The organism is Bacillus ectoiniformans (assembly GCF_016908875.1).
GTDB classification, from domain to species: domain Bacteria; phylum Bacillota; class Bacilli; order Bacillales; family Domibacillaceae; genus Bacillus_BX; species Bacillus_BX ectoiniformans.
Genome location: NZ_JAFBES010000003.1, coordinates 74,071 through 89,956 on the forward strand (window position 1 = coordinate 74,071; position 15,886 = coordinate 89,956).

Annotated in this window: 13 protein-coding genes; 7 read left to right on the forward strand and 6 right to left on the reverse strand. The window is 41.4% G+C overall.

Features of this window, described 5'->3' with window-relative positions; translation table 11 throughout:
- Positions 1 to 103: 103 nt before the first annotated feature.
- Positions 104 to 1,336: a YeeE/YedE family protein gene (locus tag JOC78_RS05575; RefSeq protein WP_420829910.1), complete on the reverse strand. Its 1,233-nt coding sequence runs from the start codon at positions 1,334 to 1,336 to the stop codon at positions 104 to 106.
- A 212-nt stretch (positions 1,337 to 1,548) separates the two neighbouring features.
- On the opposite strand from JOC78_RS05575, the gene JOC78_RS05580 reads away from it, so the two are divergent.
- The 6 genes from JOC78_RS05580 (at position 1,549) to JOC78_RS05605 (ending at position 8,985) form a co-directional block, all read left to right on the forward strand.
- Entirely contained in the window at positions 1,549 to 2,757 is a 1,209-nt protein-coding gene (locus tag JOC78_RS05580) for a sensor histidine kinase (protein ID WP_204553521.1), read from the forward strand.
- Positions 2,758 to 3,045: 288 nt separating this feature from the next.
- The gene (locus tag JOC78_RS05585; RefSeq protein ID WP_204553522.1) at positions 3,046 to 3,975 is read left to right on the forward strand and encodes an L-lactate dehydrogenase; all 930 of its coding nucleotides are present in this window, start codon (positions 3,046 to 3,048) and stop codon (positions 3,973 to 3,975) included.
- A 36-nt stretch (positions 3,976 to 4,011) separates the two neighbouring features.
- Complete coding sequence (locus JOC78_RS05590; RefSeq protein WP_204553523.1) at positions 4,012 to 5,586, forward strand: L-lactate permease; 1,575 nt, start codon at positions 4,012 to 4,014, stop codon at positions 5,584 to 5,586.
- Between the two features lie 171 nt (positions 5,587 to 5,757).
- Entirely contained in the window at positions 5,758 to 7,083 is a 1,326-nt protein-coding gene (locus tag JOC78_RS05595; protein ID WP_420829903.1) for an MFS transporter, read from the forward strand.
- Between the two features lie 22 nt (positions 7,084 to 7,105).
- Positions 7,106 to 7,768, forward strand: a complete 663-nt coding sequence (locus JOC78_RS05600) for an ArsR/SmtB family transcription factor (protein WP_204553524.1) — start codon at positions 7,106 to 7,108, stop codon at positions 7,766 to 7,768.
- On the forward strand, positions 7,765 to 8,985 hold the full coding sequence (locus tag JOC78_RS05605; RefSeq protein ID WP_204553525.1) for an MFS transporter: 1,221 nt from the start codon (positions 7,765 to 7,767) through the stop codon (positions 8,983 to 8,985). The genes JOC78_RS05600 and JOC78_RS05605 overlap by 4 nt, the downstream gene beginning before the upstream one ends.
- 67 nt (positions 8,986 to 9,052) lie before the next feature.
- On the opposite strand, the gene JOC78_RS05610 is transcribed toward JOC78_RS05605, so the two are convergent.
- From JOC78_RS05610 to JOC78_RS05630, 5 genes are all read right to left on the reverse strand, one after another.
- On the reverse strand, positions 9,053 to 11,008 hold the full coding sequence (locus JOC78_RS05610; RefSeq protein ID WP_204553526.1) for an ABC transporter permease: 1,956 nt from the start codon (positions 11,006 to 11,008) through the stop codon (positions 9,053 to 9,055).
- Complete coding sequence (locus JOC78_RS05615; RefSeq protein WP_204553768.1) at positions 10,998 to 11,759, reverse strand: ABC transporter ATP-binding protein; 762 nt, start codon at positions 11,757 to 11,759, stop codon at positions 10,998 to 11,000. The genes JOC78_RS05610 and JOC78_RS05615 overlap by 11 nt, the downstream gene beginning before the upstream one ends.
- 101 nt (positions 11,760 to 11,860) lie before the next feature.
- Positions 11,861 to 12,865, reverse strand: a complete 1,005-nt coding sequence (locus JOC78_RS05620) for a sensor histidine kinase (protein ID WP_204553527.1) — start codon at positions 12,863 to 12,865, stop codon at positions 11,861 to 11,863.
- Positions 12,862 to 13,551, reverse strand: coding sequence for a response regulator transcription factor (locus tag JOC78_RS05625; RefSeq protein ID WP_204553528.1), 690 nt, complete (start codon positions 13,549 to 13,551; stop codon positions 12,862 to 12,864). The genes JOC78_RS05620 and JOC78_RS05625 overlap by 4 nt, the downstream gene beginning before the upstream one ends.
- Before the next feature lie 99 nt (positions 13,552 to 13,650).
- Positions 13,651 to 15,204: a sensor domain-containing diguanylate cyclase gene (locus JOC78_RS05630; RefSeq protein WP_204553529.1), complete on the reverse strand. Its 1,554-nt coding sequence runs from the start codon at positions 15,202 to 15,204 to the stop codon at positions 13,651 to 13,653.
- Positions 15,205 to 15,557: 353 nt separating this feature from the next.
- On the opposite strand from JOC78_RS05630, the gene JOC78_RS05635 reads away from it, so the two are divergent.
- Positions 15,558 to 15,857 (forward strand): hypothetical protein, encoded by a 300-nt coding sequence (locus JOC78_RS05635; protein ID WP_204553530.1) that lies wholly within the window; start codon positions 15,558 to 15,560, stop codon positions 15,855 to 15,857.
- Positions 15,858 to 15,886: the final 29 nt, after the last annotated feature.

The following is a 15,886-nucleotide window of genomic DNA, read 5'->3' on the forward strand; positions in this document are numbered from 1 at the left end:
GGTGAAGCATAGAATATGTCGCTCGGACGAATGACAGGAAATAATTAGAGTATGTAAAACGAAAACAAGCTTGCAGAAGACTAGCCTTCTGCAAGCTTGTTTATTAACAGAATGAATCTTTAGAGGACGGGTTTTTTAACCCGAACATTGGTCGAATAAATAGAGCTAAGAATGTTCCAAGCATAGCCATCACCATCCAAGCCCATCCGTGCAGGCTGAAGGATGAGATGCCTCCGAAATAGGCGCCAATGTTACATCCGAAGGCCAGGCGGGCTCCATAACCCATCATCAGTCCGCCAATAATCGCAGCTCCGGCTACGCCCATCTTCATTTTTTTCGGTTTAAATGTTCCTTGGAATGAAGCGGAGATAAATGCTCCTAGCACAATTCCGAAATTCATGACGCTTGTCCCGTCAGCTAAAACAGAATTCGAAAGCGCCTCTCCGTTCTTCCCAGTGAAATATCCCCATTGCGTAACATCAATTCCCATGGCCATCATCGCTTTTCCTCCCCAAAGGGCGAAAGCAGAAGTAATCCCCCACGGTGAACCTTTAACTGTTAACGTCAAGGCATTTAATAAAGCTAAAATAATGGCGGCGGTTATTAATGGCCAAGAACCGCGCAGTACTTTTTTCCAGCCGGTTGTAGTCGGCAGCGGCTTCATCGCTGGCGGATTTTTCTTTTTAGCAATTTGAATCGTTATCCAATAGATCGCGGCAAATACCAGCAGTTGCATAGCCCATGCTCCAAAGTATCCGAGACCAGTGGATTCAGCAAAAGATATTGGCGGGAGAGCAGGCATCTCTTCCGTCCAAAAAGTGAAATGGTAGGCGCCGATAGTGGACCCGGCAATAAAAGCTGCTAAGGTCAAAACCATAGAGGTGGCACCGCCGCCCACATTGTATAATGTACCTGAAGCACATCCGTTGCCTAGCTGCATGCCGATTCCAAAAACAAAGGCACCAAACAAAACACTTACACCAACAGGAGAGACAGAAGCTTTCGGTTCTGCTCCAGTAAAGCTAAAACCAGTGCTTAAAATAATCGCAAATAATGTAGAAGCAACCGCAAGCATAATCATGTGCGCTTGAAGTCCTTGAACGTTGCCTACAGAAACGAGTCTGCGAAAGGCAGATGTGAATCCAAAACGTGCATATAGCAAGGTAGCCCCGAGTAATAATCCAATAATAAAAAGTGCGCCTTGCACCCAGTTAGCCGATTGAACTATGAGCAATAAGAGAACAATAGAGGCAAGAATTCCTCCAGAAACTAATTTTTTTTGCGTCGGACTAAGGCTGGTAACAAAAGTAGTAGAATGACGATTTGATTGTGAAATTGTATCTGCTGTTGCTGTTTGTGCCAAATCATTCACCTCATAACCTATAAAAATAGTAAGAATTAATTCTCTAAATATTATTATAAGATGAGCGAAAAGTAAAGGTAAAAATGGGGTCTGACCCCATTTTTACGCTCTCTCTCTTAACGTTATATGGTAATATTAACGCAGGTAATTGGAGTCATATAAGTGAATTTAAAAAGGGGCAAATGATGAAGGAATTGAATAATCATATTAATAAAAAGCTTTATTATATGACAGTGAGTTTTGTGGTTTTTGTGATGATGATGGGGCTGTTTGTGGATAATCCACGTCTAGGACACCTAGAGACTGGTTATATTGTTCATCATATTCTGGTCATTGGTTTATCTGCCTGTTTATTGTTGTACCCTAAGTATGAAACTCAAATGAGCAGAATCATGATTATTAGCTTGAGTTATGTCTACTTTTATACACTATTTTTCTTGTATCCAGAAACATGGTCCACATTTATTTTTTTGTGTTTTATTCCTGCCATCTCGATTTTGTTTTTTGATTCCAAGCTGTTTTATTACTCTTTGATCGTAAACAATTTATCAATCATTTTTACAGTTAGTTATATCATGCTCCTTGATAAAGGGAATGTGTATTCCTACTTGAAATTAGATCTAATAGGGAATGCCATTAACTATTTAGGGACTCAATTTCTTATCTTTTTAATTTTTTATTTAACGGATGTTCATATAAAGAAGCAGAAGTTATATTATGAAGAGATTAAACACACCGAGCGGTTAAAAGCCACCGGACAATTGGCGGCAGCCGTTGCTCATGAAATTAGAAATCCATTGACCGTGGTCAAAGGCTTTTTGCAGTTATATGAAAAAGACCCTTCCTTTAATCAGGATCATAAAAGGCATTTTACGCTGATGATTGATGAATTAAATACAGCTGAACAGGTGGTCTCTCAATTTTTATCTATTGCCAAACCGAATGATGGCACAAAAACTGAGTCGGTAAATGTGAAGCTGGTTCTTCAAAGTGTAACAGACCTATTATACTCCTATGGGCTGTTGCGAGATAATAAAATTGAGTTAGATATAGTGGAAGATTGTTATATCATTGCGAATAATATGGAGCTTAAGCAGTTATTCATCAATATCATTAAAAATGCCATAGAGGCCTCTAAATCAGGAGATTCTGTTCTTGTGAAAGCTGGTAAGAAGAACGGCTTTGCCGAAATAAAGGTCATCGATCATGGGAACGGAATGTCAGAAGCAGAAATTGAATCGCTCGGCACACCTTTTTATTCCTTGAAAAGCAAAGGAACAGGATTAGGCATGATGATTTGTTATAACATCGCAGCTAAATATAAAGGAACCATTGAGTTTCAAAGCTCAAAAGGTAAGGGAACCACGGTTATTATACGCTTTCCAACGAAATAGGGGTCAGTCCCCCGGTGCTTTAAAGCTTTAAAGCGCTGGGGGACTGACCCCTATAATAATATTTTTTTCTGTTAAGCGTTTTCAAATCGAAATATGTGCAAAAAGAACTATTGAATGGGGGAAGGAGAAATAATACAATCTATTTGTGAAGTAATTCACAATATCTTTTTTTAATCACATGTGATCAATTTAAACAGTAATCATTCTAAATTTAATAATAAAAATCATTCCAAAATTTTTTAAATTAATTTGTGAAAAGTTTCACAAATAGAACAGGAGAGAAAAGATATGATGACATTAGGAAATAAAGTGGTACTCGTTGGAACAGGAGCGGTTGGTTCAAGCTATGCGTATGCGTTAATGAATCAAGGGGTATCTGATGAAATTGTACTCGTCGATTTAAATGAAGAAAAAGCAAAAGGCGATGTGATGGATATGAACCACGGAATCGTCTATGCGCCGCAAACAATGAATATTAAATTCGGTACATATGAAGAGTGCCGAGATGCAGCAGTGGTTGTCATTTGTGCAGGTGCCGCTCAAAAGCCGGGAGAAACTCGGTTAGATCTAGTAAACAAAAACTTAAAGATTTTCAAATCCATTGTGACTAATATTATGGACGCTGGATTTAACGGAATTTTCTTAGTGGCGACGAACCCCGTTGATATCTTAGCCTATGCGACTTGGAAATTCTCAGGTCTGCCAAGTGAGAGAGTCATCGGTTCCGGCACAATTCTTGATTCAGCAAGATTCCGCTTCCTTCTAGGAAAAGAGTTTGATACAGCGCCAACAAGCGTTCACGCATATATCATTGGTGAACACGGGGACAGTCAGCTGCCTGTCTGGAGCACAGCGAATATCTCTGGTACACGGATCGAATCTAAACTTTCTGAAGAAAGAAAAGCTGAAATGGCTGATCAAGTAAAAAATGCGGCCTACCAGATTATTGAATCTAAAGGTGCCACATTCTACGGCATTGCAATGGGGATGGCGAGAATTACAAAAGCTGTATTGCAGAACGAACAGGTGGTGCTGCCAGTCGGCACTTTATTGCAGGGTCAATACGGTCATGAAGATGTATTTATTGGGACACCAGCCGTCATTTGCCGCCAAGGAGTCAAACAGGTCATTGAACTGGATTTAAATGAAGTGGAGAAAGAAAAGCTGTCTCGATCTGTGAAAACTCTAAAAGAAATCCAAGAGCCGTTTTGGAAATAACGCATCTGAGAATTAAACAATAGAGGAGTCTTTCTTATGTTGGTCGAAACATTTAATCCGTTTAATCAATTAGCTATATCCGCTTTGTTTGCCGCGGTTCCGATTCTGTTATTTCTATTATGTTTAACTGTTTTTAAAATGAAGGGCATTCACGCCGCCTTGCTGAACTTAGGTGTGACATTCCTGATCGCGTTCTTCGTTTTTAAGCTGCCGATTGGAGAAGCGACAGGAAGCGTGCTGCAAGGTGTGATTCAGGGGATATTCCCGATCGGCTATATTATTGTGATGGCGATCTGGTTATATAAAATCTCCGTTCAATCTGGAAAGTTCGATATTTTAAGAGGAAGTATTGCTGGTATTTCTCAGGATCAGCGGATTCAGCTGCTTCTCATTGGCTTTAGCTTTAATGCTTTTTTAGAAGGAGCGGCAGGGTTTGGGGTGCCAATTGCCATTTGTGCGGTTCTGCTCGTGTCATTAGGGTTTAATCCGCTGCAGGCAGCGATGCTGTGCTTGATCGCAAACGGAGCGTCAGGAGCGTTTGGCGCTATTGGAATTCCGGTTGGCATTGTCGATACTTTTCATTTAGAAGGTGTGAGTGCCATGGATGTTTCCGTAATGACTGCGCTGACATTTCCAATCATTAACTTTACCATTCCGTTTCTATTGATTTGGCTGCTCGATGGCTTTAAAGGAATCAAAGAGATCTTCCCGGCTATTCTCGTTACATCTGTCACTTACACAGCTTCACAAGCGGCGATTACCATCTTCCTTGGACCTGAACTTGCTGATATTATTCCTTCTTTACTTGCGATGGGGTCACTAGCATTGTTTCTTAAAAAATGGCAGCCGAAGCAGATTTTCTTGCTTAATGGACAACCTGCTAAAGTGGAGAAACACTCACTTAGCGAAGTCATTAAATCATGGTCACCGTTTTATTTACTGACTATTTTCATCTTAATCTGGAGTCTTCCTGCATTTAAAGGCTTGTTTGCAGAAGGCGGTGTGTTAGCCGCCTCAGTTATAAAATTTGTTATACCGGGCTCGTCTATTTCAATCGCACTTGATCTGATCGGGGCGACAGGAACAGCTATTTTACTAGCTAACTTAACAACAATTGCGACAACGAAGGGGATCAGCTTTAGTGAAGGCTTTGATTTATGGAAAACATCTATTAAAGAATTCTATCTTCCTATTATTATGATCTGCGCCATTATTGGTATTGCGAAACTTATGACATATGGCGGTTTAACAACTGCGCTAGGTGAAGCAGTCGCAACTACAGGCATTGCTTTCCCACTGCTGTCACCGATCTTAGGCTGGATTGGCGTGTTTATGACAGGTTCCGTCGTTAATAATAATACGCTTTTCGCACCGATTCAATCGACAGCGGGTCACATTATTGGTACGAACCCTTCTCTATTAGTGTCTGCTAATACAGCTGGAGGTGTCATGGCTAAGCTCGTTTCTCCTCAATCCATTGCCATCGCAACAGCAGCTGTAGGACAGACAGGGAATGAAGCAGCTTTAACAAAAATGACATTGAAATATAGCTTTGGCTTACTGGCCTTTGTAAGTGTGTGGACATTCATTTTGTCCTTTCTTGTTTCTTAATTTTTCATAGTCTGACTTTCCTTTAATGACTGGTTACGTCTATAGGAAGTCAGGCTTTTTTGCATTTACAAAAAAATGACAGCATGATAACATTCAACTAAATAGTTGAATAGATTAAAAAAGTTAATGATAACGAAAGGGTGCTGGGGAAATGAAACAAAAAGATGCTGAATGGATTTCATATTTTCAATGGGTGAAGAAATGGAACTAAGAACAGAAGAAGAGGTGAAGGTGCGAGAAAAACAGCCGCTGTGGCTTGAACGCTATGTGAACTCCAAGCAGGAGCAGGAGAAGCTATATAAACGGACGCTTTTAATTGTGGTAATGTCCCAAATTTTTGGAGGCGCGGGGTTAGCTGCTGGAGTCACGGTCGGTGCGCTGCTTGCCCAGCAGATGCTAGGGACAGATCAATACGCAGGGGTTCCAGCGGCGTTGTTTACACTAGGTTCAGCCGGAGCAGCCTTCCTTGTCGGGAAGCTGTCGCAGCGTTTTGGCCGGCGTTTTGGGCTATCTGCTGGATTTCTAACTGGAGGTCTCGGCGCGTTGGGCGTGGTATTTGCCGCTCTTATGAATAATGTTGCCTTTTTATTTATTGCGCTGTTGATCTACGGTGCCGGAACAGCCACGAATCTGCAAGCCCGTTATGCAGGGACAGATTTAGCTGCTCCTAATCAGAGAGCGAAGGCCATCAGCATTGCGATGGTATCCACGACATTTGGGGCAGTGGCAGGCCCGAGTTTAGTTAGTGTGATGGGTGAAGTGGCTGCTTCGATTGGTGTTCCTTCTTTGGCAGGACCGTTTATTTTGGCCGCCGCTGCTTATTTAATGGCGGGAACAGTGCTTTTAGTCTTTCTAAGACATGATCCGTACGTCGTTGCACAAGCAATCGCTGCACGGCAAGCAACAAGCAAGGATGCATCAACGGGTGAGGAAGTAACCCAGAAGGTGAATACGCGCGGGTTAGCGGTAGGTGCAACGATCATGGTATTAACACAAATGGTGATGGTGGCAGTCATGACAATGACACCAGTGCATATGAAGCATCATGGGCATGGGTTAAGTGAAGTGGGACTTGTGATCGCCGTTCATATAGGAGCGATGTATTTACCTTCTCTAATTACAGGGGTTCTTGTAGATAAGGTGGGAAGAACAGCCATGGCGATTGCTTCTGGTGTTACATTACTGTCAGCTGGACTTCTTGCTGCTTTCGCTCCAGGGGATTCAATGGCTCTGCTGCTGATTGCCCTAGCTTTATTAGGGATTGGCTGGAACTTTGGGCTCATTAGCGGAACGGCTTTAGTTGTTGATTCCACTCATCCGCTTACTCGCGCGAAAACGCAAGGTAAAATGGATGTCTTCATTGCTTTATCCGGTGCCTCCGGAGGCATGCTTTCTGGGATGGTCGTCGCCCAGTCCAGCTATGCTGCCCTTGCCCTTACCGGTGGGCTTCTGTCTTTACTCCTTATTCCTGTCGTCATTTGGTCCTGGAAACAATAGCGAGGATAGAAAGGGTGAGTTTTTGAACACAAGAGAGTTTAAAGAAAAAATTTATGGTGAATTTGCGAAAGTTGGTAAATCACTATCCAGTCCGAAACGGCTGGAGTTATTAGATTTACTGTCTCAAAGCCCTAAATCAGTCGAATCACTAGCCAAAGCCACAAACATGAGTATCGCTAATACATCTAAACACTTACAGGCCTTACTGGAGGCTCAGCTTGTAACGTTTTCGAAAGAACGTAATTACGTCTATTACCAGCTGGCAAGCGAGAGTGTGTTAAAGCTGAGTTTAGCTCTAAGAGATGTGGCAGAGGAACGGCTGGCAGGCATTGAGGAAACGAGACAGCGCTTTATTTTAAGAGACAATGAAGTAGAGGCAATCACAATCGAGAAGCTGATTGAAAAAGTGAAAGCCAATACGGTGACGCTGATTGATGTAAGACCGGCGGAAGAATATGAGTCAGGCCATATTCCAAATGCTAGGTCGATTCCTGTCACTGAATTGCAAGATCACCTAGAAATGCTGCCAAAGGAGAAGGGTGTCGTCGCCTATTGCAGAGGTCCTTATTGCGCCTATGCCACAGAGGCTGTTGAATATCTGCGGATGAAAGGGTATGAGGCTTGGGTGCTTGATGCGGGTACGAATGAATGGATGCAGCTGTTTGGCAAGGAGTCGATCAAATGAGAAAGCCTGTGGAAATTGGGATTAAAGAAAACTCCATTCAATTTCTTTTACTAGTTGTCACTAACTTATTTGTCGGCTCCATGGTGGGAATTGAGAGAACCGTACTGCCCATTTTGGGAGAGGAAGAGTTCGGGTTAGCTTCAACGAGCGCGGCGCTATCCTTTATCATCAGCTTTGGTTTCTCGAAAGCGATTGTGAACTACTTTGCGGGGCAAATTGCCGATACCTTCGGCCGCAAGAAGGTGCTGATCGCCGGCTGGATGGTAGGGCTATTTGTTCCAATCTTGATTATCTTTGCCCATGCGTGGTGGGTGATTGTGTTCGCCAATATCTTATTAGGGATCAATCAGGGGTTAGCATGGTCAATGACCGTTAATATGAAGATTGATATTTCAAAAGCCAATCAAAGAGGAACAGCCGTTGGATTAAATGAATTTGCTGGCTATTCTGGTGTGGCAATTATGGCGGCTGTTTCAGGGTTTGTGGCTGCTTCTTCTTCACTAAGACCAGAGCCGTTTTATATCGGTCTTGGGATCGTCGCCGTCGGCATTTTATTCTCTTTAGTAGTAAAAGATACCGGGGAGCATCTGAAGCTTCAAATGCAAAACAGCCCAGCGAATGAAAATGACCGGTCTCGTAAAGAAGTTTTTCAGTTAACCACTTGGAAGGATAAAAACTTATCGTCCATCAGCTTCTCAGGCTTGTCGACGAATTTGAAAGATGGGATGGCGTGGGGGCTATTTCCGCTTTTCTTTGCTTCTAGAGGATTAACTGTCGGGGAAATAGGCACCATTGTGGCGCTCTATCCGGCTGCTTGGGGGTTCTTTCAGCTGTTTACTGGTGCATTAAGTGATAAGATTGGCCGTAAAATGCTGATTGTATTCGGCATGTGGACACAGGCAGCCGCTTTGTGGTGGATTCTGTTTGTTGATGGCTTCTCTTTATGGGTGGCGGGAGCGATTCTTCTTGGCTTAGGGACAGCGATGGTGTACCCAACGTTACAGGCCGCAATCAGTGACGTAGCGGCTCCAAGTTGGCGGGCATCCTCCATGGGGGTCTACCGCTTTTGGAGAGACAGCGGCTATGCATTCGGTGCACTGCTGGCTGGAATCTTCGCCGACTTGTTAGGCGTCCACTGGGCGATTGGACTTGTCGCCATCCTGCCATTTCTCGCCGGACTGCTCGCAAGTATTCGAATGAAAGAAACGTTAAAATGAAATTTGGAAAAAAGGGTCAGACCCCCGGCGCTTTAAAGCGTTAGCGCGCCGGGGGTCTGACCCTTTTTCACAATGAATCCCTAATAACTTTCTTATAGTAGAGAACGGACAGTACACCGAAAATGGAGTATAGGACTGTATAAATGACCATAACGAGGATCATCGGTGTCCAGACAGCTGTGCCAAACAGAAACCAGCCTGATTGTACAGCGAAGTAGCTGTGAAGAAGGCCAATCGCTAAAGGGATGCCAAAGTTATAGACTTGTTTATATTGAATGCCTTTTAGCAAATCTTGTCTAGTAAAGCCAAGCTTCCTAAGAATGGTATAGTTAGGCTTCTCATTTTCACTTTCATCCATCTGTTTAAAGTAAAGAATACATCCAGATGTAATTAAGAAGGTAAGCCCTAAAAAGCCGACGATGAACATAATTAACCCCATCTGTCTTTTCATGGACTGACTCATCTCCAGCTGAGATTCATGAGATAGACCTTTATCTGCTTTATTAAGCCCCAGTTTAAGAAACAGCTGGTTTGCTTTCTCTTGATGACGTTCCTCATTGATATGAATCCCCACATAGTGGCTGGATTTCTTCTGGACTTTTGGATCCTTATCCTGCTTTAAGCGCTGGAAGACCGTTTCATCCACGATGGCGACAGGGATTCCTCCGTTAGTGAAGTACCAGGAGATAGGGTACTCTTTTTTTAACCCTAAATATTTTTGCTTAACGACTTCTGTTTTTCCTTTCAATTCAATTTTTCCCGACGTTTTAAGAGGCATGAATTTCTGCATTAAATCATTGTAGCCGGTTAAATAGGTTTCACCTGCCGCAACGTCCATGTCTGGAAGCGCTTGGTCACTTATAATCGGCAAAGGCATAGCAGAAGGATCAACGTTCAAGCCTTCTGTATTCCCATCTAATATACTTTTCCCATCAATTGTGACTTGAACCACTTCAATGATTGTTTCACGATAAGGAATCTGCTGTTCGGTTAAACTCTGTTTAAACTGTTCGGCTTCCGGCAAACCAGTAAGGGAAAAGTCAGCGGGTATATTGTTTTCTGCCGTCTTTTCTGCGGAGTAGTAAGCGATATAGCTCAGCGATAATAATCCAATGGCTAATGCAGATACCGTCGTAATAATTGTCAGCAGCAAGGCGTTCGACTTCATTCTAAACATAATAGATGAAAGCGAAAGCACTTCGTTAATAGATAAATATCCATCCTTCTTCCTTCTGACGAAATGGAAAATATAGCTGACAGATCCTTTATAGAAAAAGTAGGTGCCGAGGATGACTGCTGCTAAGATAAAAGCCATCGCGCCAAACAGTTCCATCATAGTGACAAAATCGCCTTCAAATAATTTAGAGGAAACATAGTATCCGGAACCGATTAATAAAAACCCTAGAGCACCCATGATCATTTCTAATCGGGTTAACTTTTTAATCTTAGCTTCTGCAGTAGATGTCACGCGAAACAGAGACAAGATGCTCTGTCTTTTAATAAATAAAGCATTCATTACGAGAATCAGTACATAGATCGCAGAAAATACGATGAGCGTTTGACTGAACGCCTGCATAGAAAAGTGAAGGCTGGCTATGTTGTCTACCCCAGTGGTTTTAAACAAGATCATCATAATTAACTTTGAAAAAGAAAATCCAACGAATAGGCCGATCGCTAATGAACTGTAATAGAGAAGAAAATTCTCTAAACTGAGAAGGCGAAAAATCTTACCTTTCGTCAGGCCGATTAGTTGAAACAAGCCGATTTCTTTACTGCGGCGCTTAATAAAAATCGCGTTGGCATAGACGAGAAAAATAGAGACGATGGCGATAAGCAGAATGGAAGCGGCTCGGACAGATGCACCGCCTTTAATCGTCCCTTTCACTGCATCCATAGATGGATCGTATTGCAAAGTCACAAAGGCAAAATAAAGAGCGGCACTGAATATTAACGCAAAGACGTACAAATAGTAGTTCTTTAAATTTTTCTTCAAGTTTCGATAGATCAGCTGATTAACGTTCATATGTGACCCCGCTCAATACACCTTGTGTCTTCATAATGTCTTGAAAGAAAACCTGTCTGTCCTGTTCTCCTTTATTTAACTGAGTGTAGATTCGGCCGTCTTTGATAAAAATGACTCGGCTGCAATAGCTCGCAGCTGCCGGATCATGAGTGACCATCACAATCGTAGATTTCAGTTTTTGATTTAATTCACTAAGTTTATTCAATAAATCTGAAGCGGATTTTGAATCGAGTGCACCAGTCGGTTCATCAGCAAAGATGATACTTGGCTCATGGATAAAAGCGCGGGCGGCAGAAGTACGCTGTTTTTGTCCTCCAGAAATTTCGTTCGGGTATTTATCTTTAAGTTCATAAATTCCCAGCTCTTTGGCTAACGCAGCAAATCGTTGATCGGCTTCTTTTTTAGGTGTTTTAGTAATAGAAAGAGGCAGGAGAATATTTTCTTTTACCGTTAACGTATCCAGCAAATTATAGTCTTGAAAGATGAATCCTAAATGATTTTTCCGAAATTCCGCCAGTTGTTTTTCTTTCATTTTGGTCATGTCTTGATTTTCAATTTGTATCGTTCCGTCACTGACTTGGTCAATGGAGGACAAAACGTTTAACAGAGTCGTTTTTCCTGAACCCGATGGCCCCATAATGCTGACGAATTCCCCTTTTTGAATGCGAATATCTATTCCTTTTAACACTTCTTGTTTATTAAATTTATTGCCGTAGCTTTTATGAAGTTTCGTGGCTTCTAAAATATTCAATTTGTCATCCTCCATTTGGTCTGATACGTCTATTATAAAAAGGGAAGGAATTCTTTTCCTTTGATTGGCCGAACAAATAATAAAAGCATGTGACATTTTCGTCACATGCCCCTCCTTTTTACAAACTCATTTCTTGTTGGAAATTTTAGCGTAAAGGTGGTTCCCAGCCGAAGCTCTGATTGCACCTCGATATGTATGAATAGAGTGTTGGCCGCTTTTCTCGCTAAGTAAAGGCCCATTCCCGTAGCTGCATGATCCAGATGGTTAGTGGTGGAAGTGAAGCCTTTCTCAAATATTCTCGGCAAATCTTTCGGGTCAATCCCGCGGCCGCTATCTGCAACTTCAAGAATAGTATGGTCATCGAGCTGATAGCTTCTAATTAGGATATCGGAAGAATCACTGTATTTTACTGCGTTTGTTAATAGCTGACTAAGGATGAAAGCTAGCCATTTCGCATCGCTCAATACTTCAGTTACCTCTAGCTGAATGTCAAAACCAATTCCTTTTTGTATACACCAGGACTGCAAGGTTTTTAATTCGCTAAAAAGAATAGATTCTAGGTTAGTTTGTTCAATATATAAATCATTTTCCATAAAGGGCAGGCGCTTTTGATGAAGCTGCTGATCGAGCAGAAGGTGGATGCGTGTCCATTCATAGGTTAAGTGTGACCGTAATAAGGGATCTTCTAGGCGTTCAATCATTAAATGCAAAGCAGTCAAAGGAGTTTTTACTTCGTGAATCCATGACAACATATCATCTTTTTCCTGCTCTAAAGCAATTCGGTTTTTTGAAACAGTGGTTCTAAATTGCTCAGTCTGTTCGATCAGGTGTTTTTCTATCGTTTTTTCAAATGGACTGTCTGCTGCGGGAATTCCGGAAAGATCGAAATTTTGATCACGCTCCTCTAAACGTCTAAAGAAGGCCGTTTCTTTCTGGTAACGAAAAACAAGAAACAGAATGAAAATAATGATAGATAGAAAGACCACATACATGATGGAGTAGAGCGGGATATTTGGATCAACATAAGCAATTAATAAAAAAAGCAATTGTAGAAATATAAATAAGAAAATCCAGCTTCGGCGTTCAATTAAATAGCTTCGAATCATAAACGGACCTCTTCAACCGCCATGTAGCCTTGTCCTACTTTGGTTTGGATAAAAGTGCCTAGCCCAATCTCATCCAGCCGTTTCCTTAAACGATTGACGTTGACGGTTAAGGTATTGTCGCTTATAAACCGCTGATCATCCCATAAGCTATTCATTAAACTCTCCCTAGAGACGATTTTATTCTTTTGATCGATCAGCTGCTTTAGTATAAATAGTTCATTTTTTGTAAGTTCAATCGACCCCGCATCATTAGTGACCATATTTCGCTCATAATCGATTGTTGCTCCGCACCAGGTTTTTAGATTCACCTGTTCTGTATTGTAGTTATAAACCCGGCGAAGAATCGCTTGGATCTTCGCGATTAGAACATCAAAATGAAAGGGTTTTTGGATGAAATCATCTGCTCCAAGCTGCATAGACATCACCATGTCTGTCGGGTGGTCACGAGAGGATAGAAAGATGATGGGAACGTTCGAGTGTGATCGGATCATCCGGCACCAGTGAAAGCCATCGAACTTCGGCAATTGAATATCGATAATGACTAAATCCGGCTTTATACTAGAAAATTCCAGCAGTACATCGCTGAAATCAGCCACCCCATATACTTCGTAAGACCATTGAGACAAGCGGTCTTTCATCTCATTAAATAAAGTAAAATCGTCTTCAATCAACATGATCTTAAACAAGCCATTCACCACGTTTTCAATAATATTGTTGTAAATAAGTGTATATGAAATAGTTGGTAATTACTAGATTTGGGGTCAGACCCCCGCGGCTTTAAAGCGTTAACGCGCCGGGGGTCTGACCCCAATTTTATATCCGTTTTTCCCTGTGTGCTTAATTTGGTACATGGCTTCGTCTGCTCGGTGAATCAAGGTGTCCAAATCTGTTCCGTGTTCAGGATAGAGGCTGATGCCGATGCTTGATTGAATGGGGAGGGATTGGTGCTCGGTTTTAAAAGGGTGCTCTTTAAAGGAAACAAGCAGTTGCTGAGTAAATTCATGGACAAAGATCAGGTCTGAATAAGGAAGGTATACATAGAACTCATCACCGCCCACCCTTGATGCTACCCCTTCTTGGCGTGTATGCTGCATCAATAGTTGAGAGAAATGAACTAAATAATCGTCCCCGGTTTGATGGCCATAACGATCATTGATGGCTTTAAATTCATCTAAATCAATCACAAGAATGGCTACTTTTTGGTCGCGAGGTAATTGAATGTGTTCGTAAAAATAACGTCTATTAGGCAGCTTGGTCAGAGAATCGTGATAGGCTAGGAATCGAATCGCTTTTTCGGCTTCTTTATAATCATGGATATCCTGAATAATTAAAATAAAATGGGGTTCGTTTTCTATTAAAACAAAATCTCCTTCAATTAAAATAAACCTTTCTCCATTTGACGGAGTTTGGATTTTGGTTTCGTACTTGCTGAATTTGTCTTCAGTGGCAAACTGCCTGGAATAGAATAGCATCCACTCTTCCTGGTCATCTGTTGAAATCAGCTGATGAAATTGCTGTTTCTTTAAAGCGCAGGTCTGTAAAAGCTTGTGCGCAGCAGGGTTGCAATCGCTGATGAATCCTTTTTGATTAACAAGTAAAATAGCAGCTGGATTTAAATTATATAACGTTTCAAACCTTTTATTGTAAGAAGAAAGAAAATCGTATTTCTGTGTCGCATAACTTAATGCAGCAATCCAGATCAGCCCGCCAAAAATATATGGATAGGGAGGAATAATTCCTTGAAAATTGAAGTAGCCAAAAATGATATCCCAAATGAGCACAAATGCGGCTGAATTCAAAAGCAAAGTTAAAATCTTTTTGTGGCCGCTCAGCCTTTTTTGTGATCGGATATACCATAGTAAGGTGAGGATCAGCAGATGAAAAAGATTTCCTGCTGTTAATGTAATAAGATAGGGTGTATTAAATTCTGGATATTTCCACAATCCAAATTGATAGAAATATTGGCTGTTCATAATATTTTTCTGAAAGACGATCGTGAAGATCACCGGAAGCAGCGGCATGTAAAAAATATAGGGATAAAAATAAGCGGGTATTTTTCGGTCGTAAGTAGAGAATTTGGCGATAAAGTGAAAAAATAAACAAGGCATTAATACTCCCACATTGCCGAACCAGTACGTAACAAGAGCTGGACTATATTCTAAAGGAAGCAAATGGCGGATATACTCTTCTAAAAATAAATTGGCGTAACAGAAAATATATAAGCTTAACAAACGGTGTTCTGTTTTTGTGGGGTTTCGATACAAGACTTTCACGGCCATGCAGAGTAAGACAAATGAAGGAATTATATAAACAATGAAAGGAATGATTACTTCATGCATAGTTCACCTTCTTTTTTCTTCTGACAAACATACTTCAAGGTATTATATGAGCCTATTATCATATTCATTCTCAAAGCAACACGGGGACGGTTTGAATCAGAAGGTGCAATCGGTGATTAAAAGATAGAGCCTAATCCAAGGGTTGGGCTTTTTGTTATGAAAGAAATCCGCAGCTAGGCAGGAATAAAGAGGAAATCGGATCGAAACGAAGTGGAGTTGGAAAGAATGCCGCGTGGGAAAATGTGAAATCAAGGCATTGGCAGGAATAAAAGTGGAATCGGAAAGAATATCGCGTAATTTGAAAAGAATGCCGCGTGAGATCAAGTGAAATCAAGGCATTGGCAGGAATAACAGTGGAATCAGAAAGAAAAAGCGGTAAACTGGAAAGAATATCGGGAAAATTGGAAAGAATAAACGGCGAATCAGAAAGAATAATGCGTTATTTAGAAAGAATGCCGCGTGAGATCAAGCAAAATCACGCCATTAGCAGGAATAACAATAAAACAGTATTAAAAAGAATTATAAATGGGCGTGAAACCGGAAAGAAAAGCGTGAATTGGAAACTGTTTGCGACCTGGAACGATGCTAGTGTTGTATCCACACTGCTAGATGAAACACAAGAACCGTCCCCACTGTTTCAAAAAATCAATTGACACTATTAAAAAATAACGTTATCATTATT